Below are 22,175 nucleotides of genomic sequence, written 5' to 3'. Positions count from 1 at the left end.
TCACTTCGGCATGCCGCCGCAGGTCATGGGCAGCGGCGCGGGCAGCGAGGCCGCGGGTTTCGTGTCGACCGGCATCGGCTGCACGGCGAGCCAGCTCGCGACGGCGTTGATGTCGGCGGTGGTCATGCGCCGGCCGATGTCGGCCATGCAATCGGGCGCCGGCGCGTGCCGCTCCTTCGTGAGCCAGGCGCCGAGCTGCGACGACACGTACAGCCGCGGCAGGCCCAGCAGCCCCGGGATGGCCGGCTGTACGCCGGTCAGCGCCGCGCCGTGGCACTGCACGCAGGCGGGGATGCCGCGCGCGGCGTCGCCTTCGCGCACCAGCTGGCGGCCGCGTTGGAGCTGCTCGGGCGTGGCATCGCTGTTGGGGGAAATGGGCGGATACGGCAGCTGCAGCCCCGCGAAGTAATCGGCCATCTCACGCAGGTAGGCGTCCGACAGGTGCTGCACCATGTACGCCATGTCGCTGTTGAAGCGACGGCCGTCGCGAAAGCTCACCAGCTGGTTGAACAGGTAGCCGGCCGGCTTGCCCGCCAGCCGCGGAAAGTAGCCTGCGTTGGTGGTCGCGCCCTCGCGGCCGTGGCAGGCGATACAGGCGGCCACGCGCTGCTCGATGGTGTCGGGTACGGTGGCGGGCGTGGCCGCGTTCGCCATGCCCTGCACGGCAAGCAGCAGCCCGAGCGCGAGGAGCCTGAGCGCGCGCTTCTTCATGTGCCGGCAACGTAGTGCGCCAGCGTGATCAGCCCCGCGATCAGCAGCAGCACCATCACGAGGGCCACGCCGATCAGCGGCAGGATGCCGACCTGCGCCGTCCGCCTCTCGGCGTCGGCCCGGCGGCCTCCCAGCCCGATGAAACTCCAGAGAACGGCGCGCAGCGCGCGCAAGAGATTCGACATGGGTCGAGTGTGGCCCAGGCCGGCCGGAAAAAACAGATGCAGATTCGCTCCAATTGACCGGTGCAGATAAAGTGCCCCCGAATGAAGAACACTCCGCGATGAAGCGATACGAAGCCCTGGCCGCCGACATCGAGGCCTCGATCCGCAACGGCACCCTCAAGACCGGCGACCGCCTGCCTTCGGTGCGCCACACCGGCCAGAGCCGAGGGGTCAGCGCGTCGACGGTGTTCGAGGCCTACTACCTGCTCGAAGCGCGCGGCCTGGTGCGGGCCCGCGACCGCTCGGGCTACTACGTCACGGGCGGCGGCCTGCGCGATGCGCCACCCGAATCCACGCTCACTTCGCGCCCCGACGACAGCCCGAAATCGCTCGACGTGAGCGACCAGGTGTTCGACATCCTCGAAGCCAGCATGTCGCGCAAGGTCGTGCCCTTCGGCTCGGCCTTTCCGAGCCCGCTGCTGTTTCCGCTGGCACGGCTCGGGCAGTTCATGGCCGCAAGCGCCAGGTCGCTCGACCCGTGGAGCACGGTGGACGACCTCACGCCCGGCAGCGCGGCGCTGCGCCGGCAGATCGCGCTGCGCTACCTGGCCGACGGGATGACGGTGCCGGCGGAGGAGATCGTCGTCACCAACGGCGCGCTGGAAGCGCTCAACCTCTGCCTCTCGGCAGTCACGCGGCCGGGCGACGCGGTGATCGTCGAGTCGCCCACCTTCTACGCGGCGCTGCAGGCACTGGAGCGCATGGGCCTGCGCGCCGTCGAGGTGCCGACGCACCCGGGCGAAGGCATCGATCTCGAAGCATTGGAGCAGGCCATCGCGGCGCACAAGCCCACCGCATGCTGGTTGATGACCACCTTCCAGAACCCGCTCGGCAGCCTGATGTCCGATGCGAAGAAGAAGGCGCTGGTGGAGCTGCTGGCACGGCACCAGTTGCCGCTGATCGAGGACGACGTGTACGCCGAGCTCTACTTCGGCGAGCGGCGCCCCCCGCCGGCCAAGGCCTTCGACACGCAGGGGCTGGTGCTGCACTGCTCCTCGTTCTCGAAGTGCCTGGCGCCGGGCTATCGCATCGGCTAGACCTCGGCCGGCCGCTTCGCGCGCAAGGTCGCGCGACAGAAGCTGTCGAGCACGCTGAGCACCTCGGCGCCGGCGCAGCTCGCGCTCGCGGGCTATCTCGAGAAGGGCGGGCTCGACAAGCACCTGCGCAAGTTGCGCCAGACGTTGGCAGTGCAGCAGGCCAGCTTCGCGCAGGCCGTGGGGCACTACTTTCCGCCGGGCACGCGCGCGACGCGGCCGCTGGGCGGGTACTTCCTGTGGGTCGAGCTGCCGGCTCCGGCGAACGCGCTGGAGATCCACCGCAAGGCGCTGGAACTCGGCATCAGCGTCGCGCCGGGTCCGATCTTCTCGGCCACGCGCGCCTTCTCCAACTGCCTCAGGCTGAACTACGGCCACCCATGGGACGCGGTCAGCGAGCAGGCAATGCAAACACTCGGCCGCCTGATCGCCGAAGCGTCCTGAACAGCAGGAAGGACGCGATGCTCACGTTCACCAGGTTCCAGCCGATGCCGTTGATGAAGGCCGCGTGGTAGCTGCCCGTGAGGTCGAACACCTTGCCCGACATCCAGCCGCCCAGCGCCATGCCGAAGAGCGTGAACATCAGCACCGTGCCCACGCGTCCGCCCGCTTCCTTCGGCGGGAAGTGCTCGCGCACGATGATCGCGTACGACGGCACGATGCCGCCCTGAAACAGCCCGAACAGCGCCGAGATCACGTAGAGCGGCACCAGCCCGTCGAAAGGCAGGAACAGCAGCAGCGCCACGCACTGCAGCACGCCGCCCAGCAACAGCGTGCGCAGCCCGCCGATGCGGTCGCAGATGGCGCCCGACACCAGCCGGCTCACGATGCCGAAGCCCAGCATCAGCGACAGCATGATCGCGCCCTGCGCCGGTCCGTAGCCCAGGTCGCCGCAGTAGGCCACGATGTGCACCTGCGGCATCGCCATGGCAACGCAGCAGGCCACGCCGGCCACGCACAGCAGGCCCTGCGCCGTGCCCATGCTCAGGCCGAAGGGGCGCGTCATGTCGCGCGCAGCCACGGTGCCCGCTGCCGCGTTGGCCGGTGCCGCCACGACCAGCGCAGGTGGCCGTGCGCGAAAGAACATGGCCAGCAGCGCCATCGTCACGCCGCAGAAGATGCCCATGCCGATGTAGGTCTGGCGCCAGCCCACCGTTTCGACGAAGTGCTGCGCGATCGGCGGCCATACAGCGCCCGCCAGGTAGTTGCCGCTCGCGCACACTGCGACCGCAATGCCGCGCCGCTTGACGAACCAAAGCGAGGTGTCGGCCACCAGCGGCGCGAAGGCCACCGAGCTGCCGAGCAGGCCGACCAGCAATGCCTGCGCGATGGTGAAGCTGACGATGCCACTGGAAAAGCCCGTGGCGACATAGCCCGCGCCCAGGAAGACCGCCCCCATCAGCAGCGGCTTCATCACGCCGATGCGGTCCGCCAGCTTGCCCATCAGCACGCCGCCGAAGCCGAAGCCCAGCATCAGCAGCGTGTAGGGCAGCGAGGCATCGGCGCGCGCCACGCCGAACTCTGCCTGCACCGCCGGCAGCATCACCGACACCACGTACATGCCGCTGCTGCCGACCGTCATGATCAGCAGCGTGAGGCCGAGGCGCACCATAGCGTAGCGTGAATCGGGCTGGTGCTGGTGGGTGGTTGTCTCGTTTGTCGTCATTGTTTTCTCCGCGGCGAGGATACCCCCTGGCGCGGAAACGCGAGACAAGCGAGGAGCCCGGTGGTGCCGGACCACCGTCAGGAGCGGCTTGCGCTCAACGATGCGCGACCAACGCAGGCGCGGCGACGATGCTCGTCGAAGCCTTGGGCACCGGCACGCCGGGCTTCGTCGGCTTTTCGTCGCACGCGGCCGTCAGCAGGCCGAGGCAGAAGAGAAGGACAAAGGCTGTGCTTCGCATGCGAGCCATGCTAGGCCCGCGAGGCGGCGCGTCAAGTCGGACGCTGCCGCTTTCTCTTCGTCGCTCAGGCGGCAGTAGCGGCGGGCCGCTCTCCAGCCTGCAGGCGGCGCTCGATGTCTTCCAGCACCTGCGGCAGATCAGCCACGCTGTCGATCACGTAGTGCGCGCCGGCTGCTTCGAGGTCGGCGGTGGCGCGCGCGCGGCGCTCCTGCTGCTGCGCTTCGTCGAGCGCCTGCCACTCGGCCAGCGTGAGGCCGTTGGCGTTGCCGCTGACCGCGAGGCCCACGGCCCAGGTGCCGGCGTTGAGGCCTTCCTGCAGGCCGACGCCGGTGTCGTCGACCTTCACCACGGTGTGCGGCGGCCACACGCCGAGGTCGGCGAAGCAGCGGTACATCATGAGCGGCGACGGGCGGCCTTCGGCCAGGTCGCCGGCGCACACGAGGTTGTCGGGCGAGTAGCCGCCGGCCGCGGCGATGGGCACGACCACTTCCATGATCGGGCGGTTGTAGCCGGTGGTGGAGCCGATCTTCAGGCCGCGCTCGCGCGCCGCCTTCACCGCCGCGAGCGCGCCGGGAATGAAGTCGGCATGGTCGCGCACGCTGGCCGCGTTCATCGGCGTGAACACCTCGTAGAGCCTGTCGACGTCGGCGTCGTTGAAGGCGTGGCCGTGCTTCGCTTCCCATTGCGCGGCGATGCGCGGCAGCGTGCCCAGCGCCTTGATGTGATCCCACTTGGCCATGCCCATCGGGCCGCGCGCCTCGGCGATGGTGATGTCGACGCCGAACTGCTCGAACAGCTTCACGAAGGCGCCCATGGGCGCGCAGGAGCCGAAGTCGAGGATGGTGCCGGCCCAGTCGAAGACGACGGCCTTGAGTTGCGAGTGGTTGTGGGCGTTCATGGCGGCGGAGTGTGAGTGGCTGGCTGAAAAGGTTGCGGCGGTCCGGAGGTCACCATGCATTGAAGACGTCGTGCGCGATGCCGAAGCCGGTGCTCGCGCCGCTGCCGCTGGTGACCAGCACCAGCCGCGTGGCGTCGTCGGGCGCGTCGATCACGCAGGGCGTGGTCTTCGACGAAGGGTACACGCCCGTCCAGCGCTCGACGATCTGCGCGGATTCGAGGTTCAACGTGCTGCGCAGGTGGCGCAGGATGAGCTGGTCGACCTCCTCCATCGCGAAGGGCTCGGGCGCGTCGGCGTAGTGGTGCGAATCTCCGACCACCAGCGAGCCGTCGGCGCTCTGCACCACGATCAGGTGGATGCCGTGCGCGAGCGACGCGGCCTCTTCCTGCTCCAGGCGCGCGCGCAGCGCGGCGGCTTCGGGCAGCGTGCTGTAGCCCTCGTAGCGCGCGAGGCTCAGGTCCATCATCACCGAGCCCGGCAGGCGGAACCCTGCCTCGGGCTTCACGCGCAGCATCTGCAGGCGGCACAGCGTGAGGTCGTGCGCGGCGATGCGATCGGCAAAAAGGCCGTGCAGGTCGGTGTTGGTGCAGACCACCACGCGCTCCGCGTGCAGCGTGCCGCGCGAGGTGCGCACGCGCGGCGTTTCCACCTCGTGCACGGTTTCGCCGAAGCGGAAGGTCACGCCGTGCGCCTCGGCCAGCCACTTCGTGAGCAAGCCGATGGCGGTGCGCGATTCGACGCGCAGCTCATGCGGGCTGAAGAGCACCGAGCGCGCATCTGCAAGGCTCAGCGCGGGCTCCCTGGCCTGCGCGTCAGCGGCATCGAGCAGTTCGCAGCCCTTGCCCATCGGCGTGCGCATGAAGGCTTCGAGCACGTCGTGCGCCTCCGGGCGATAAGCCGCGAGCCACAGGTTGCGGTGCACGACCTCGATGCCGGCCTGCGGTGCCACCTCGTTCCACACGCCGCGTGCATGCATGGCGCGGCGCCACATGTCGCCCGGCGCCTGGCCGGTGATGGTGATGAAGCCGAAGTTGCGGATCGACGCGCCGATGGCGGCCGCGTCGCGCTCGATCACGCAGACCTTGAGGCCGCGCTGCACGGCGGTGTAAGCATGGGCCAGGCCGACGATGCCGGCGCCGACCACGATGAGGTCGAAACTGTCAGGATTGCTTGCTTGCGGGGTTGCGCTTGTCAACGATGTCTCCAGGTCTGTGTGCGCTTGAGTGCCCAATGCCCCGCCAGCGCGAACAGGCCCCGGCCGATGGCGGCGGTGAGCATGATCAGCGAAGCCATGGCGGCAGCGGGCGCCACATCGCCGGCGTCGTCCATGTTGAGCACGGCGATGGCGGCGAGGGTGGTCTGCGGCGAGTAGAGGAACACGACGGCAGACACGGTGGTCATCGCGTTCACGAAGAAATAGCCGCCCACATTGAGCACGGTGGGCAGCGCCACCGGCAGGTGCACGCGCCACAGCGTGTGCCAGAACGGCACGCCCATCGATTCCGACACCAGCTCGTACTCGCGGTCGAGCTGGCGCAGCGCGGTGAGCGAGGTGAGATGCGCCACCGAGAAGAAATGCGCCACCGTGCAGATGACGAGGATGGTCATGCTGCCGTAGATGGCGCGCAGCGGGTTCGAGGGCGAGATGAAGAAGAAGATGTAGCCCACGCCCAGCACCAGCCCCGGCACCGCCAGCGGCAGGTTGGCCAGCAGGTTGAGCAGCTCGCGCAGCAGCCCGAAGTGGCGCGGCTTCTCGACGAAGTAGGCTGATACGAAGGTGACGAGCGCGCCCGCCACCGCCGCGCACACGGCCATGCGCAGCGAGTTGAAGTAGCTGCCCCAGCCGCCGCCGTCCATGTTGCTGAAGTCGTAGTTCTTGAACGACGGCACGAGGTTGTAGGGCCAGTAGGTGGCCAGCGACGCGAACACCGCCATGCCGATCATCACGAGGATGGCGAGGGCCGTGAGCACGCAGAACGCCAGCAGCACGCGGTCGCGCGTCTTCACGGGTTCGGGGTGGTAGGGCGTGGCGCGTGCCGACAGCGCCGCTGCCTGCCTGCCGCGCACATGGCGCTCGACGAGGAAGGACAGCACGGCGGGAATCAGCAGCACGAGACCGACCACCGCGCCCATCTGGAAGTTCTGCTGCCCGACCACCTGCTTGTAGATGTCGGTGGCGAGCACGCCGGTCTGGCCGCCCACCACCTTCGGCACGCCGAAGTCGGTGACGACCAGCACGAACACCACCATCGCGGCCACGATGAGGCCGTAACGTGAGGAAGGCAGCGTCACCGTGCGGAAGATGCGCCAGCGCGAGGCGCCCAGCGTCTGCGCGGCCTCGTAGAGCCGGCCGTCGGAAGTGGCCATGGCGGTGGTGAGGATCAGCAGCGCATGCGGCAGCGTCCAGAACACCGAGCCGAGCACGATGCCCAGCGGGCCGTAGATCGACACATCGCCCAGCAGCCCCTTGAACAGGCCCTGGTTGCCGAACAGGTAGACGAGGCTGATCGCGGGAAGCAGCGAAGGCGCGAGCAGCGGCATCAGCGCCACCGCGCGCAGCACGCCCTTGGCCGGCATGCAGGACAGCGTAAGCCCGTAGGCATAAACGTAGGCGATGGCGGTGCAGATCACCGCGCTGATCGCCGCGAGCCCCACGCTGTTGAATGCCGACTGCACCAGCGCCGGGTTCTCGAGGTAGCGCGCGAAGTTGGCAAGGCCGACGAAGGCGCCCTCTCGATCGAAGAAGCTCTGGCCGACCAGTGCGCCGACGGGCAGCGCGACGATCACCACCAGCAGCAGCACGACCAGCAGCACGGCGGCGCCCGTCAGCCAGCGCTCGCGGTCGAAGGTGCTGCGGCGCATCGCCACCACCGGCGCGACGGCGATGGCGTCGGGAGAACTGCTCATGCTCAATGCGCCAGGACCGACAGCGCGTTCAAAGGCAGCTGGATGTGGACCATGCTGCTGGGCACCAGCGGCTCGTCGCCGCCGCTGCGGGCATCGGCGGGCAGCTCGGCTTCGATCTCGATGCCCAGCGGCTCGCAGGCCAGCCGGGCCGACGTGCGGTTGCCGAAGAACTCGGTGTCGAGCAGGCGCGCGGCGAAGCTGTTGGCGCCGAGCTCGGTACCGAAGCGCTTCACCACCACGTGCTCGGGACGGATGCCCACCGTGGCCTGCGAGCCGATGCTGAGGTTGCCGGGCGCGCACAGCAGCTCGCTGTCGCGCACGCGCACCTTGCCGTCGGCCAGCACCGTGGCGGGCAGCATATTCATGCGGCCCACGAAGCCCGCCACGAAGCGGGTGCGCGGCTGGCGATAGAGCTCGTCGGGCGTGCCGGCCTGCTCGATGCGGCCGTTGTGCATGAGCACGACGCGGTCGGCCATCGAGAGGGCTTCTTCCTGGTCGTGCGTGACCATGATGGTGACGATGCCCAGGCGCTTCTGCAGCGCGCGGATCTCGCTGCGCAGCGTGGCGCGCACCTGCGCGTCGAGCGCGGAGAGCGGCTCGTCGAGCAGCAGCAGGCGCGGATTGGGCGCGAGCGCACGGGCCAGCGCGATGCGCTGCTGCTGGCCGCCCGAGAGCTGCACGGGGTACTTGTCGGCATGCGCGGCCAGCCCGACCAGGTCGAGCATCTCGCGCGAGCGCTTGGCCATCTCGCGGGCCAGCGCGCCCGTGGGATGCAGGCCGTAGGCGATGTTCTGTGCGGCCGTCAGGTTGGGAAAGAGCGCGTACGACTGGAACACCACGCCGAAGCCGCGCGCCGCTGGCGGCAGGCCGGCGATGTCCTGGCCGCCGAGCAGGATCTGGCCGCTGTCGGCACGCTCGATGCCGCAGACGATGCGCAGCAGCGTGGTCTTGCCGCAGCCCGAGGGGCCGAGCAGGCACACGAACTCGCCGGGCTCGATGTCGAGATCGATGCCGTCGAGCACGCGTGTGGCGCCAAAGGACTTTCCGATGCCGCGGAGGGAAAGAAAGCTGCTGCTCGTCATGGCCGGATACCGTCTTGCTTCGATGCCGGGATCAGAGCGGCTTCTTTTCCGACTTCGATTCGTAGCGCTTCGACCACTCCGTCAGGATGCGCTCGCGGTTGGCGGCGGCCCAATTGAAGTCGTTCTTGGCGAGCAGCTTCTCGACGTCGCCCGGCACGAACTCGAGCTTCTCCTGGATGCCAGGCAGCGCGAGCACGGCGAAGTTCTTGGCGTACAGCTCGTTGGCCTGCTTCGTCACGGCCCAGTCGGCCAGCGCCTTGGCGGCTTCCTGCTTCTTGCTGGTCTTGATGATGCCGGTGGCTTCCATGTCCCAGCCCAGGCCTTCCTTGGGCAGCACGATGTCGATGGGAGCGCCGTCGCGCTTGGTCTTGTTGGCGCGGTATTCGAAGGACATGCCCAGCGCGAACTCGCCGGCGCCGGCCTGGCGGCAGGGCTTGCTGCCCGACTGGCTGTAGATGCCGATGTTCTGGTGCAGCGCGTCCATGTATTTCCACGCCTTCTCTTCACCCATCATCTGGATCCAGCCCGACACCATCAGGTAGCCCGTGCCCGAGGCGGCGGGGTTGGGCATGGTGATCTGGCCCTTGTAGACCGGGTTGGTCAGGTCGGCCCAGCTGGTGGGCTTGGGCAGGTTCTTCTTCTGGGCTTCGGCGGTGTTGAAGCAGATGGCCGAGGACCACACGTCCATGCCGACCCACTTGGGCGGGTTGGCCGGATCGCGCATGTTGGCCTTGATGGCGTCCAGGCCCTTGGGCGCGTAGGGCTGGAGCATGCCTTCCTTGTCGAGCAGCATCAGCGAGGTGGCGGCCAGGCCCCACACCACGTCGGCCTGCGGGTTGGCCTTTTCGGCGAGCAGCTTGGCGGTGACGATGCCGGTGGAGTCGCGCACGAACTTCAGCTCGATGCTCGGGTTCTCCTTTTCGAAGGCGGCCTTGTAGGCCTGCACCTGGTCGGCTTCGAGCGCGGTGTAGACCAGCAGCTCGGTGCGGCCCTGGGCCGATGCGGCGAAGGCCAGCGAGAGCAGAGCGGCCGGCACGGCGGCCCAGCGGATGGAACGATGCAGCATGGACGGGGTTTCCTTGGGAGAAAGTGGAAAGAAGAAAGGACGCAGCGGGGGAGCAACCGGACGCGAATTCGAAAGTACGCAGATTCCGCCCGACGACGAATGGGGGCGATGTTGGCAGCGGCATATGACAGAGATTTGTCAAAATGCCTCAAAAAAACTCAAATACCCAAAAATGCGCCGGAGAGCGACGATTCCCGGCAGTCCTGCCACGGCAGCGTCATCCAGATGTCACCGTGGCGCAGCAGACTCACGGACTTATTGCCTGTGCTTTCGCCCCGTCCGTTCGGTTTCACTTTCATGACACTCGACCTCGCCGAGATCGCCCGCCTGTTCGCCGAGCGCGGTGGAGTCGCCTACGCGGGCGAACCGGTGTCGCAGCTCGAACATGCGCTGCAATGCGCCTGGCTCGCCGAGCAGGCCGGCGCGAGCGACTCGCTGGTCACCGCGGCGCTGCTGCATGACTTGGGGCACCTGCTGATCGCCGAGCACCAGACGCTTTCGCACTCTCCTACAGAGCTGGGCATCGACGACCGGCACCAGTACATCGCCCTCCCCCTGCTGCGCGGCGTGTTCGACGTCGAGGTGCGCGAGCCGATCCGGCTGCATGTGGACGCCAAGCGCTACCTGTGCGCGACGCGGCCCGACTATTTCTCCAGGCTCTCGCCCGATTCGGTGCGCAGCCTCGCCCTGCAGGGCGGCGTGATGGACGCCGAGGCGGCCCAGCGCTTCGCCTCGCACCAGTGGTCCGGCGATGCGATCCGGCTGCGGCTGTGGGACGAGGAGGCGAAGGTCGAGAAGCTGCAGACGCCGCCTCTGGCGCACTTCCTGACGACTGCAGCCAGGGTCATGTTGCGCTGACGAGTTCTTTTCGGGGCGTCCGGGCAGGTTCGCGGCCCGTTTCAGGCCGGTTTAAGAAACATTTGTCTACGATGGTCTCCTCAAGATGACCAGCGCCGCCCGGGCGCGTTCGAGGAAACCAGCATGTCCCCATCCATCACAGCTCGCGCGGGCTCGTTCATCCAGGTGCTGCGCCGCGTCTTCAGGCTTGCGGCGCCTTACTTCCAATCCGAGGAGAAATGGCGTGCGCGGACCATGTTCGCGGCCATCGTCGCGCTCAACCTGGCATACGTCTACGCGCTGGTGCTCTTCAACCAGTGGTACGGACGCTTCTACGACGGGCTGCAAAACAAGGACGTGACGGTGTTCTGGCGCGAGATCCGCGTGTTCGTCGTGCTGGCCTTCTTCAACATCGCGCTGCAGGTGCTCAAGTTCTATGTGACGCAGCTGCTGCAGTTGCGCTGGCGCGCCTGGATCACGCGCAACTATCTCGGCCGCTGGATGGCGGACCGCACCTTCTACGAGATGGAGCTGGCCCGCTATGCCGGCAAGGACGGCACGACGCCGGACAACCCGGACCAGCGCATCCAGGAAGACATGCAGTTGTTCACCAGCGCGACCATGACGCTGTCGATGGGCTTGCTGAACGCCGTGGTCACGCTCGTCAGCTTCGTCGGCATCCTCTGGGGACTCTCGGGAACGACGGAGCTCTCGCTGAACGGCACCACCTACCAGGTCGCGGGCGCGATGGTCTGGCTGGCGGTGGCCTACTGCGTGGTCGGCACGATCATCACCCACTACATCGGACGGCCGCTGATCGGGCTGAACTTCCGCCAGCAGCGCTTCGAGGCCGACTTCCGCCACCACCTCGTGCGCGTGCGCGAGTACAGCGAGGCGATCGCGCTCGACCGCGGCGAGAAGGTGGAGCATGGCCAGCTCGACCTGCGCTTCGGCTCCGTGCTGCGCAACTACCTGCAGCTCATCAAGCAGCAGAAGAATCTCGTGACCTTTACTGCGTTCTTCGGGCAGGCCGCTGTGATCTTCCCGTTCGTGGTCGCCGCGCCGCGCTTTTTCAGCGGCGCGATCCAGCTCGGCCAGCTGATGCAGATCTCGTCGGCCTTCGGCAAGGTGCAGGATTCGCTGAGCTGGTTCGTCGACAACTACGACAGCGTGGCCGTGTGGCGCGCCACGACCGACCGTCTCACCAGCTTCGACGATGCAATCCGCGCGCATGCCGCGCAGGAGAACGCCCTCGAGCGCAGCGATGCACCCGGGCTTCATACCGACGGCCTCTCGCTGAACCTGCCGAACGGCACGCCGCTTCTGGCCAACGCGGCACTCACCGCGAAAGCCGGCGACAGCGTGCTCGTGCAAGGCCCCTCGGGCAGCGGCAAGTCGACCCTGTTCCGCGCCTTCGCGGGCATCTGGCCGTTCGCGCGCGGACGGGTGCAGGTGCCGGCCGACGCGATGTTCGTGCCGCAGCGGCCCTACATGCCCGATGGCCCGCTGCGTGTTGCCCTGGCCTATCCGGAAGACGCCGCGAAATACGACGACGAACAGCTGCGCCAGGCGTTGAAGGACGCCCTGCTGCCCGAGTTCGCCAACCGGCTGGACGACAGCGATGCATGGAGCCAGAAACTGTCGGGCGGCGAGCAGCAGCGGCTCGCCATCGCGCGCGTCCTGCTGAAGAAACCCCGCTGGGTCTTTGCCGACGAGATCAGCAGCGCACTGGATGCGCCGGCCGAGCGCACGCTGTACCAGCGGCTTTCGGAGATGGTGCGCGCGGGCGGCGGCGCGATGGTCTCGGTGGCCCATCGAGCGGCGGTGGGCGAGTTCCACAACCAGCGCTGGACGCTGGTGCCGGAAGCCGACGGCGCCGCGGCGCGCTACCGCGTGGAAGTCGTGGCGGCGCCGGCGGGCAGCGCAGCCGCGTAACGCTCCCAGCCCTTCTTGCGCAGGTCGCAGGCAGGGCACTCGCCGCAGCCGTAGCCCCACGCCTGGCGATGCACGCGATCGCCGAGATAGCAGGTGTGGGTCTCCTCCACGATCAGGTCGACCAGCGGCTCGCCGCCCAGGCGATGGGCCAGGCTCCAGGTCTCGGCCTTGTCGATCCACATCAGCGGCGTCTCGATGACGAGGCGGCGCTCCAGGCCGAGCGAGAGCGCGAGCTGCATCGCCTTCATGGTGTCGTCGCGGCAGTCGGGGTAGCCGGAGAAGTCGGTTTCGCAGACGCCGGTCACGATCACCTGCAGCCCGCGCCGGTAGGCCAGCGCGCCCGCGAGCGTGAGAAACAGCAGGTTGCGCCCGGGCACGAAGGTGTTGGGCAGGCCGTCGGCCTGCATCGCGAAGGCGACCTCCTCGGTGAGCGAGGAGCCGCCGAGTTGGGCCAGCGCGGCGAGCGTGAGCACGTGGTCCTCGCCCAGGCGGGGCGCCCAGTCGGGAAAGCGCTCGCGCATCTTCGCGAGGATGTTGCCGCGCACGTCGAGCTCCACGCGATGACGCTGCCCGTAGTCGAAGCCCAGGGTTTCGACGCGCTGGTACTTCGAGAGCGCATCGGCGAGGCAGGTGGTCGAGTCCTGGCCGCCGGAGAACAGAACGAGGGCGGTGGTGTGCAGGGGCATATCCGTCAACGGCGGGGCCGCTGTAGTCCAAAGGCGCAATTTTCGCAGGCTGCGCGAGGCCGCGGATACGATCCCGCGCATGAGTGCCAAACACCTGGTTGCATGGGTCGTCACCCTGGCGGTGCTGCTGGCGCTCGACATGGTCTGGCTCGGCGTCGTGGCCAAGGACATGTACCAGCAGGGCATGAGCGGGCTGATGTCGCCGAACCCGCGGCTGGGCTTCGCAGCCGTGTTCTACCTGGCCTACCCCATCGGCCTGCTGGTGTTCGCGATCGTGCCCGGCCTGCGAGCGGGAGGCACGATGCAGGCGACGCTGATGGGCGGGCTGTTCGGCCTCTTCTGCTACGGCACCTACGACCTCACCAACCTGGCGGTGGTGCGCGACTGGCCGGTGGCGCTGTCGTTCATCGACATGGCCTGGGGCACGCTGGTGAGCGGCGCGGCTGCGGCGGCAGGTGCCGCCGCCTTGCACCGGTTCGCACGGCACTGAAGGCGAGGCGGAACTCTTCTGCTAGAGGAAACGCTCGAGCAGCTTGCGCGAGGTACGGTCGAGCGTCTTCACGTCCGGAATTCGGAACTGCACGCCGTGCGCGCTCGCGATCAGCAGCGCGCCGCCCTCGAGCCGGCGGATGTCTTCCTCGGCCTTGAGCACGAAGCTGGTTTCGCCGCGATCAGTGCTGATGGTCCAGGTGCTGGGCACGCCGAAGCTGGACACGCCGTGCAGCTTCAGCAGCGTGGGCGCGAAGTCGCGCACCGCGAGGTCTTCCTCAAGCAGAGCCTTGGCCTGCGCCGGCAGCTGATCGACGCTGTCGATCCAGACCAGCTCGCGCCCTTCGCTGCCGACCATTGAAATGCCATGGCCGGGCGCGCTCAGCGGAAAGGCCCGCACGGGCACGACGCCGACGTGGCGCTCGCCTTGTGCATCGGTCAGCACGAGGCGGCCGAAGGGATCGCGCTCCAGTTGAAAGTCTTTGTTGTTGTCGTTGGTCATGCGTCCCCCGCCGGATGGGCTGCGTGGGCGATGGCGACCGGCGCCTGCGCATTGGCGCGCTCGTCGGCCGCACCCTCGCTCGCGTCGTCGTCGCCCTGGCGCAGTTGCGCCTGGTAGAGCCGCCAGTAGGCGCCCTGCTTCGCCATCAGGGCGTCGTGCGGCCCGACCTCGACCACCTCGCCGCGGTCCATGACCACGAGCCGGTCGGCCTTGCGCAGCGTCGACAGGCGGTGCGCGATGGCGATGGTGGTGCGGCCCTGCACGAGGTTGTCGAGCGCCTTCTGGATTTCCTTCTCGGTCTCGGTGTCCACGGCCGAAGTGGCCTCGTCGAGGATCAGGATGCGCGGGTCGATCAGCAGCGCGCGCGCGATGCTGATGCGCTGGCGCTCGCCGCCCGACAGGCCCTGCCCGCGCTCGCCCACCAGCGAGTCGTAGCCGTGCGGCAGGCGCAGGATGAAGTCGTGCGCATGCGCGGCGCGCGCGGCGGCGACGATTTCCTCGCGCGTGGCGTCGGGCTTGCCGTAGGCGATGTTCTGCGCGATGGTGCCGAAGAACAGGAACGGCTCCTGCAGCACCAGGCCGACGTGGCGGCGGTAGTCGGCCACGGCGAAGCGGCGGATGTCGGTGCCGTCGACCTTGATGGCGCCGTCGGTCACGTCGTAGAAGCGGCAGATCAGGTTGACCAGCGTGCTCTTGCCCGAACCGCTGTGGCCCACCAGGCCGATCATCTCGCCGGGCTCGATGGTCAGGTCGAGGTCGTGGATGACGGCGCGCGAGCCGTAGCGGAAGCCCAGCCCGCTCATGTCGATGCGGCCCTGCACGCGCTCCACCTTCACCGGGTTGGCCGGTTCGGGCACGTTGCTCACATGGTCGAGGATGTCGAAGATGCGCTTGGCGCCCGCCGCGGCCTTCTGCGTGACCGAGACGATGCGGCTCATCGAGTCGAGCCGGGTGTAGAAGCGGCCGATGTAGGCGATGAAGGCGGTGAGCACGCCCACCGTGATGCTGCCGCGCGCCACCTGCCAGATGCCGAAGGCCCAGACCACGAGCAGGCCGATTTCGGTGAGCAGCGACACGGTCGGGGTGAACAGCGACCAGGTGCGGTTGAGCTTGTCGTTGACCTGCAGGTTGTAGACGTTGGCCACGCGGAAGCGCTCGGCCTCGCGGCGTTCCTGGGCGAAAGCCTTCACCACGCGGATGCCGGGGATGGTGTCGGCCAGCACGTTGGTCACTTCGGACCAGACGCGGTCGATCTTCTCGAAGCCGGTGCGCAGGCGGTCGCGCACGACGTGGATCATCCAGGCGATGAAGGGCAGCGGCACCAGCGTGACCACCGCCAGCAGCGGGTTGATGGAGATCAGGATGACCGCGGTCATCACGATCATCAGCACGTCGTTGGCGAAATCGAGGGCGTGCAGCGAGAGAAAGACGTTGATGCGGTCTGTTTCGGAGCCGATGCGCGCCATCAGGTCGCCGGTGCGCTTGCCGCCGAAATAGTCCAGCGGCAGGGTCAGCAGGTGCTCGTAGGTGGTGGTGCGCAGGTCGGCGCCGATGCGCTCGGACACCAGCGCCAGCAGGTAGGTGCGTGCCCAGCCCAGCCCCCAGCCGACCAGCGCCGCGATCAGCAGACCGCCCAGGTACAGGCCGACGCGCATGGTGTCGATCTTCTGCCCGTTCTGGAACGGGATCAGGATGTCGTCCATCAACGGGATGGTCAGGTACGGCGGCACCAGGGTGGCGGCCGTGGAGAACAGGGTCAGCAGAAACCCTGCGATCAGTTGCTTGCGGTAGGGCTTGGCGAAGCGGCCGAGCCGCAGCAGGACCCAGGTGGAGGGCGGGGTCTGGAGTTCGGTGTCGGCGGAATCCTCGCCGTCAGCCGTCTCGACGGCCTCGGGTGTCTCCTTGGCGACACCCGCCATGCGCTGGCCGAACAGCTTCAGCAACCGCAGGGCCGCGACCTGCCCGGCCAGGGTGTAGCGCCAGCGCGCGAGGCGGCCCGAGGGGCCCGTCAGATCGAGCGTTCCGACGCCCGAATGGTCGGAAAGGCGCAATTCCAAGGCCGCGTCGGTTAGCGGCCACTCACGCCAATCACCGCCAGGATCGAGCGAAATCAGCCTCCGGTCAGTCAAGGCGACTAAGCCGGAAGCGAAGCGAAGTTGGTCGTCGAGGTCAACCGTCAGTGTTACCAGAACGTTTTCCGCGACTGCGAGGCGGTTTTTGAGTACCGCTTCTGTTTCGCCCTCGCGGGTGCCGACTGGATCGTGATGTTGCATTGTGTTTCTTTGACTCTTGCCCGTCGCGGGCCTCATGGACCGCGTCATGGCGCCTCAAGTCGGGCGCCGATTCTGACTGATAGCCATGGGCGCACTTGAAGGCGCCGTGGTGCTCGGCCAAAGCACATCGAACGTTTGCATGACCCGTTTCGACGACATCCGACTGCTGCGCATCAATTATTTGCGCGGCCCCAACCTCTGGACCTACCGCCCGGTCCTCGAAGTCTGGCTCGACCTGGGCCAGCTCGAAGATTTCCCCTCCAACAAGATCGACGGCTTCACCGACCGCCTGACCGCCCTGCTGCCGGCGCTGATCGAGCACCACTGCGGCGTCGGCGAGCGCGGCGGCTTCATCCAGCGCCTGACCGAAGGCACCTGGTCGGGCCACGTGCTCGAGCACGTCGTCATCGAACTGCTGAACCTCGCAGGCATGCCGACCGGCTTCGGGCAAACCCGCAGCACCTCGGAGCACGGCGTCTACCGCATGGTGTTCCGCGCGCGCGACGAGCAGGTCGCCCGCGTGGCGCTGGCCGAGGGCCACCGCCTGCTGATGGCGGCCATCAACAACGACCCGTTCACCGCCGCCGACGTGCAGAAGGCCGTCGACGCGGTCAAGGCCAAGGTCGAAGACTGCTACCTCGGCCCGAGCACCGCCGCCATCGTGGCAGCCGCCACCGACCGCGGCATTCCCCACATGCGGCTGAACAGCGGCAACCTGGTGCAGCTGGGCTACGGCGCCAACCAACAGCGCATCTGGACCGCGGAGACCGACTACACCAGCGCCATCGGCGAATCGATCGCCAGCGACAAGGAGCTGACCAAGTCCCTGCTCGCGAGCTGCGGCGTGCCCGTGCCCGAAGGCCAGGTGGTCGCTGACGCCGAGGAAGCCTGGGAAGCCGCCGAGGACATCGGCCTGCCCGTGGTCGTGAAGCCGTCGGATGCCAACCACGGCCGCGGCGTCTCGCTCGAGCTGACGACCCGCGAGGAAGTCATGGCCGCCTTCGCGGTCGCCGAGCCCGAGGGCAGCGACGTGATGGTCGAGCGCTTCATCCGCGGCCACGAGCACCGCCTGCTGGTGGTGGGCGGCGAGGTGGTGGCGGCCGCGCGCGGCGAGATCATCACCGTGACCGGCGACGGCAAGGCCAGCGTGCGCGAGCTCATCGACAAGCAGCTCAACAGCGACCCGCGCCGCGGCGCCGAGGAAGAGTTCCCGCTTGACGTGATCGTGGTCGACACCGACGCCAAGCTGCAGCTCGAGCTCAAGCGCCAGGATCTGAACGCCGACGCCGTGCCCGCCGCCGGCCGCGTGGTCACGATCCAGCGCAACGGCAACATGGCCAACGACTGCACCGACCTGGTCCACCCCGAAGTCGCGCACGCCGCCGTGCTGGCCGCCCGCGTGGTGGGCCTGGACATCGCCGGCATCGACCTCGTGGCGCAGGACATTTCCAAGCCCCTCGGCCCGCAGGGCGGCGCGATCGTCGAAGTCAACGCCGGCCCCGGCCTGCTGATGCACCTGAAGCCGGCCGTCGGCTCGCCGCGCCCGGTGGGCCGCGCGATCTGCGACCACCTGTTCCCCAACGACGCGCCCGGGCGCATTCCCGTGGTCGGCGTGGCCGGCTCGCGCGACACCGCCGTGCTGGCGCGCCTGGTGGCCTGGCTCATCAACCTGGGCGGCCGCCACACCGGCCTGGCCTGCCGCGACGGCCTGTTCCTCGAGCGCCGCCGCGTCGATGCGCGCGACAGCGCCAACTGGGAAGCCGGCCACCGCCTGCTCGTGAACCGCGCCGTGCAGGCCGTGGTGATCGAGAACGGCGCCGAGACCATCCTGCGCGACGGCCTCTCCTACGACCGCTGCGAAGTCGGCATCGTCACCGACCTCGAAGGCTCGGAAGCACTGGCCGACTACGACATCACCGAGAGCGACCAGATGGTCAAGGTGCTGCGCACGCAGGTCGACGTGGTGCTGCCCGAGGGCACGGCCGTGCTGAATGCCGCCGATCCGCGCGTGGCCGGCCTGGCGCCGCTGTGCGACGGCGCGGTCATCCTCTATTCGGCCGACGCGCAGGCTCCTGAACTCACCGCACATCAGACCGCCGGCGGCAAAGCCGTGCTCGTGCGGCAAGACCGCGTGGTGCTGGCCAACGGCAGCAGCGAATCGTTCCTGCCGGGCCTCGGCCGCCTGACCGTGTGGCGCGCCACCCATGCCGGCGTGAGCCTCGAGAGCCTGCTGGCCGCCGTGGCCGCGGCCTGGGCCATGGGCATTCCGCTGAACCTGATCGGTGCCGGCGTCGAAGCCTTCGAGGCCGACCTGCAGGCCGCGCTGGCCTCGCTGCAGCTCTCGCAGACCCAGCCTCTCCAACAACCCCAATTCGCCTGAGGCACCTTCGCCTCGCCAGATAGACAGCAGCAGCTCTCGCAGCCCCATGAAAGTCACCCGCACCCGAGCCCTTCGCGGGCCCAACCTCTGGAGCCGCCACACCGCCATCGAGGCGGTCGTGGCCTGCCAGGGCGACGAGAACGCCATCAGCAAGCTGGCCGGTTTCGAAGACCGCCTGCGCGCGCGCTTCCCCACCATCGGCGAACTGCACCCGATGGTGCTGGGCCAGCCGCTGGCGCTGGCGCACGTGCTGGAGAACGCCGCCGTCGCGCTGCAGGCCCAGGCCGGCTGTGCCGTCAACTTCGGCCACACCTCTCCCACGATGGAAGAAGGCGTCTATCAGGTCGTGTTCCAGTACAGCGAGGAGGCCGTGGGCCGCCGCGCCGCCGAACTGGCCGAGCAGCTGATCGCCGCCGCGCAGGCCGACACGCCCTTCGACGCCGAAGCCGCCATCGCCGAACTGCGCGACCTCGACGAATCCGAGCGCCTGGGCCCGAGCACCGGCTCCATCGTCGATGCAGCGGTTGCGCGCGGCATTCCGTACCGCCGCCTCACGCGCGGCAGCCTGGTTCAGTTCGGCTGGGGCTCCAAGCAGCGCCGCATCCAGGCCGCCGAGGTCGACAGCACCAGCGGCGTGGCCGAGTCGATCGCGCAAGATAAAGAACTGACCAAGCAGCTGCTCAACGCCGCCGGCGTGCCGGTGCCGCTGGGCCGCCCCGTGACGAGCGCCGAGGATGGCTGGGCCGCCGCCAACGAGATCGGCCTGCCGGTCGTGGTGAAGCCGCAGGACGGCAACCAGGGCAAGGGCGTCACGGTCAACATCAACTCGCGTGAAGAGCTGTTCGCGGCCTACGACTCGGCCGCCGTCTACGGCGAGGTGATGGTCGAGAAGTTCCTTCCCGGCTTCGACTTCCGCCTGCTGGTGGTGGGCGACCGCCTCGTGGCCGCGGCTCGCCGCGATCCGCCGCAGGTGATCGGCGACGGCAGCTCCACCGTGCGCCAGCTGGTCGACACGGTGAACCTCGACCCGCGCCGCGGCGAGGGCCACGCCACCTCGCTCACCAAGATCCGCCTGGACGACATCGCCATCGGCCGGCTCGAATCGCAGGGCCTCACGCCCGACAGCGTGCCCGCGCGCGGCCAGCGCGTGGTGCTGCGCAACAACGCGAACCTCTCCACCGGCGGTACCGCCACCGACGTGACCGACACCGTGCACCCCGAAGTCGCGGCGCGCGCCGTCGACGCGGCGCAGATGGTCGGCCTGCACATCTGCGGCGTCGACATGGTCTGCGAGAACGTGCTGCGCCCGCTCGAGGAGCAGCACGGCGGCGTGGTCGAAGTGAACGCCGCGCCCGGCCTGCGCATGCACATCTCGCCTTCCTTCGGCCGTGGCCGCGCGGTGGGCGAGGCGGTGATGGACACCCTCTTCGCCCACGGCGACGACGGCCGCGTCCCCGTGGTGGCCGTCACCGGCACCAACGGCAAGACCACCACCGCGCGCCTGATCAACCACCTGCTCGCGTCGAGCGGCCTGCGCACCGGCATGACCAACACCGACGGCGTCTACGTCGACGGCCGCCAGACCGACAGCGGCGACTGCAGCGGCCCCAAGAGCGCGCGCAACGTGCTGATGCACCCCGACGTCGACGCGGCCGTGTTCGAAGTGGCTCGCGGCGGCATCCTGCGCGAGGGCCTCGGCTTCGACCGCTGCCAGGTGGCGGTCGTCACCAACATCGGCAGCGGCGACCATCTCGGCCTGAACTACATCACCACCGTCGAAGACCTCGCGGTGCTCAAGCGCGTGATCGTGCGCAACGTGGCGCCCGATGGCTACGCGGTGCTCAACGCGGCCGACGTCAACGTCGCCGCCATGGCGGCCGGCTGCCCCGGCAACGTGATCTTCTTCACCGCCGACCGCATGCACCCGGTGATGGCCACGCACCGCGCTCAAGGCAAGCGCACCGTGTACGTCGACCAGGACACGCTGGTGGCCGCCGAAGGCTCGTGGCGCGAACGCATCGCGCTACGCGACGTGCCCATCACGCGCGGCGGCAGCATCGGCTTCCAGGTCGACAACGTGATGGCCGCCGTGGCCGCGGCATGGGGCGTGGGCCTCGACTGGGACACCATCCGCAGCGGCCTCGCGAGCTTCATGAACGACGCGGCCGGCGTGCCCGGGCGCTTCAACGTCATGGACTACCGCGGCGCCACCGTGATCGCCGACTACGGTCACAACACCGACGCCATGCGCGCATTGGTGTCGGCCGTGGACACCATGCCGGCGAAGAAGCGCTCGGTGGTGATCAGCGGCGCGGGCGATCGGCGCGACTCGGACATCCGCGACCAGACGGCCATCCTCGGCGAAGCCTTCGACGACGTGATCCTCTATCAGGACGCGGCCCAGCGCGGCCGCGCCGACGGCGAAGTCATGGCGCTGCTGCGCCAGGGTCTGCAGGGTGCGGCGCGCACACGCTACGTCGACGAGATCCGCGGCGAGTTCGTGGCCATCGACGCCGCGCTGGCGCGCCTGCAGCCGGGCGACCTCTCGCTGATCCTCGTCGACCAGGTCGAGGAAGCGCTCGCTCACCTGGCCCAGCGCATCGCTGCCGGCTGAAGCCGGCCTTGCCGGACACGTCCCACAAGCAGGGGCGAGTCCGGCCCGGTCGGCGGCGTGCGGCTGTCCCACAGACCGCCGCCCACCGGCGACAGCACACTGAGGCTCCGGTCACGCACCCTCCCGGAGGGGCGTGCATTCACAGGAGCCCTCATGAGAACAAGCCTTCGTTCCATTCTTTCCGCCACGGCACTCTTCGCCGCCAGTGGCTTCATCGTCTTCGGCGCGCAGACGGCCAGCGCGCAGGCGCCGGGCAGCGATGCCCGCATGCAGAAGGAGCGCGCCACCTGCGACGGCGTGCAACAGGACCGCGCAGCCTGCCTGCGCGAAGCCGGCGCCGCACGCCAGGAAGCCGGGCGCGGCGGCCTCACCAGCCCCAGCCCCGCGCGGGAACAGGTCAACGCCCTCGCCCGCTGCAGCGAACTGCCCGCCGCCGAGCAGCCCGACTGCGAAGCCCGCATCAAGGGAGGCTCGCGCACCACCACCGAAGGCAGCGTGATGGGCGGCGGCGTGATCCGCGAGACCGTGACGCCCCTGCCCCCGCAGACCGTGCCCGCACCCGCACGCTGAGCGATGAATGCGAACCCGGCCTGCGCCGGGCGCTCCAACCTTTCCCTGGTTTTCCAGCTCACC

Annotated in this window: 18 protein-coding genes and 1 pseudogene; 7 read left to right on the top strand and 12 right to left on the bottom strand. The window is 68.7% G+C overall.

All coding sequences use genetic code 11. The features are described 5' to 3' along the window. Together EJP69_RS10070 and EJP69_RS10065 are read right to left on the bottom strand one after the other, a co-directional pair. A complete protein-coding gene (locus EJP69_RS10070) occupies positions 1-711 on the bottom strand; it encodes a c-type cytochrome (protein WP_126469810.1) in 711 nt (236 codons plus the stop codon). Next, positions 708-896, bottom strand: coding sequence for a DUF2970 domain-containing protein (locus EJP69_RS10065; protein ID WP_093196674.1), 189 nt, complete (start codon positions 894-896; stop codon positions 708-710). The genes EJP69_RS10070 and EJP69_RS10065 overlap by 4 nt, the downstream gene beginning before the upstream one ends. A gap of 98 nt (positions 897-994) precedes the next feature. Between EJP69_RS10065 and EJP69_RS10060 the strand changes: the two are divergent. Further along, a pseudogene (locus EJP69_RS10060) lies at positions 995-2,413 on the top strand (aminotransferase-like domain-containing protein). Here EJP69_RS10060 and EJP69_RS10055 read toward each other — a convergent pair. The 7 genes from EJP69_RS10055 to EJP69_RS10030 all read right to left on the bottom strand — a co-directional run bounded on the left by EJP69_RS10055 (position 2,361) and on the right by EJP69_RS10030 (position 9,826). Then, positions 2,361-3,635, bottom strand: a complete 1,275-nt coding sequence (locus EJP69_RS10055; protein ID WP_126469808.1) for an MFS transporter — start codon at positions 3,633-3,635, stop codon at positions 2,361-2,363. The pseudogene EJP69_RS10060 and the gene EJP69_RS10055 sit on opposite strands and share 53 nt — an antisense overlap. A 94-nt stretch (positions 3,636-3,729) precedes the next feature. After that, on the bottom strand, positions 3,730-3,873 hold the full coding sequence (locus tag EJP69_RS29445; RefSeq protein WP_170217084.1) for a hypothetical protein: 144 nt from the start codon (positions 3,871-3,873) through the stop codon (positions 3,730-3,732). A gap of 64 nt (positions 3,874-3,937) precedes the next feature. Next, positions 3,938-4,771: a phosphonoacetaldehyde hydrolase gene (phnX, locus tag EJP69_RS10050; protein ID WP_126469806.1), complete on the bottom strand. Its 834-nt coding sequence runs from the start codon at positions 4,769-4,771 to the stop codon at positions 3,938-3,940. Between the two features lie 49 nt (positions 4,772-4,820). Further along, the gene (locus EJP69_RS10045; protein WP_126469804.1) at positions 4,821-5,966 is read right to left on the bottom strand and encodes a TIGR03364 family FAD-dependent oxidoreductase; all 1,146 of its coding nucleotides are present in this window, start codon (positions 5,964-5,966) and stop codon (positions 4,821-4,823) included. Beyond that, on the bottom strand, positions 5,963-7,678 hold the full coding sequence (locus tag EJP69_RS10040; RefSeq protein WP_126469802.1) for a putative 2-aminoethylphosphonate ABC transporter permease subunit: 1,716 nt from the start codon (positions 7,676-7,678) through the stop codon (positions 5,963-5,965). The genes EJP69_RS10045 and EJP69_RS10040 overlap by 4 nt, the downstream gene beginning before the upstream one ends. Before the next feature lie 2 nt (positions 7,679-7,680). Beyond that, the gene (locus tag EJP69_RS10035; RefSeq protein WP_093196686.1) at positions 7,681-8,760 is read right to left on the bottom strand and encodes an ABC transporter ATP-binding protein; all 1,080 of its coding nucleotides are present in this window, start codon (positions 8,758-8,760) and stop codon (positions 7,681-7,683) included. A gap of 31 nt (positions 8,761-8,791) precedes the next feature. Then, positions 8,792-9,826, bottom strand: a complete 1,035-nt coding sequence (locus EJP69_RS10030) for a putative 2-aminoethylphosphonate ABC transporter substrate-binding protein (RefSeq protein WP_126469800.1) — start codon at positions 9,824-9,826, stop codon at positions 8,792-8,794. A 297-nt stretch (positions 9,827-10,123) separates the two neighbouring features. Between EJP69_RS10030 and EJP69_RS10025 the strand changes: the two genes are divergently transcribed. Beyond that, entirely contained in the window at positions 10,124-10,684 is a 561-nt protein-coding gene (locus EJP69_RS10025; RefSeq protein WP_126469798.1) for a phosphonate degradation HD-domain oxygenase, read from the top strand. A 123-nt stretch (positions 10,685-10,807) separates the two neighbouring features. Further along, positions 10,808-12,598, top strand: coding sequence for an ABC transporter ATP-binding protein/permease (locus EJP69_RS10020; RefSeq protein ID WP_126469796.1), 1,791 nt, complete (start codon positions 10,808-10,810; stop codon positions 12,596-12,598). Here the strand turns inward: EJP69_RS10020 and queC are convergent. Then, a complete protein-coding gene (gene queC, locus EJP69_RS10015) occupies positions 12,550-13,284 on the bottom strand; it encodes a 7-cyano-7-deazaguanine synthase QueC (protein WP_126469794.1) in 735 nt (244 codons plus the stop codon). The two genes, EJP69_RS10020 and queC, sit on opposite strands and share 49 nt — an antisense overlap. Positions 13,285-13,363: 79 nt before the next feature. On the opposite strand from queC, the gene EJP69_RS10010 reads away from it, so the two are divergent. Continuing rightward, on the top strand, positions 13,364-13,774 hold the full coding sequence (locus EJP69_RS10010) for a DUF2177 family protein (RefSeq protein ID WP_126469792.1): 411 nt from the start codon (positions 13,364-13,366) through the stop codon (positions 13,772-13,774). Positions 13,775-13,795: 21 nt separating this feature from the next. Here EJP69_RS10010 and EJP69_RS10005 read toward each other — a convergent pair whose 3' ends face one another. Then, positions 13,796-14,275 (bottom strand): cyanophycin metabolism-associated DUF1854 family protein, encoded by a 480-nt coding sequence (locus tag EJP69_RS10005; RefSeq protein WP_126469790.1) that lies wholly within the window; start codon positions 14,273-14,275, stop codon positions 13,796-13,798. Next, positions 14,272-16,548, bottom strand: a complete 2,277-nt coding sequence (locus EJP69_RS10000) for a cyanophycin metabolism-associated ABC transporter (protein WP_126469788.1) — start codon at positions 16,546-16,548, stop codon at positions 14,272-14,274. Before EJP69_RS10000 ends, EJP69_RS10005 begins: the two co-directional genes overlap by 4 nt. Before the next feature lie 139 nt (positions 16,549-16,687). Between EJP69_RS10000 and EJP69_RS09995 the strand changes: the two genes are divergently transcribed. The 3 genes from EJP69_RS09995 to EJP69_RS09985 all read left to right on the top strand — a co-directional run bounded on the left by EJP69_RS09995 (position 16,688) and on the right by EJP69_RS09985 (position 22,112). Then, complete coding sequence (locus EJP69_RS09995) at positions 16,688-18,928, top strand: cyanophycin synthetase (RefSeq protein ID WP_240652106.1); 2,241 nt, start codon at positions 16,688-16,690, stop codon at positions 18,926-18,928. A gap of 46 nt (positions 18,929-18,974) precedes the next feature. After that, positions 18,975-21,542 (top strand): cyanophycin synthetase, encoded by a 2,568-nt coding sequence (gene cphA / locus EJP69_RS09990; protein ID WP_093196701.1) that lies wholly within the window; start codon positions 18,975-18,977, stop codon positions 21,540-21,542. 153 nt (positions 21,543-21,695) lie between these two features. Next, positions 21,696-22,112, top strand: coding sequence for a hypothetical protein (locus EJP69_RS09985; RefSeq protein WP_126469786.1), 417 nt, complete (start codon positions 21,696-21,698; stop codon positions 22,110-22,112). The last annotated feature ends 63 nt before the right edge of the window (positions 22,113-22,175 follow it).

This window comes from Variovorax gossypii, assembly GCF_003965815.1.
Taxonomy (GTDB): Bacteria; Pseudomonadota; Gammaproteobacteria; order Burkholderiales; family Burkholderiaceae_C; genus Variovorax; species Variovorax gossypii.
The sequence above is the reverse complement of the archived record's forward strand: the minus strand, read 5'-3'. Positions and strand labels throughout refer to the sequence as shown.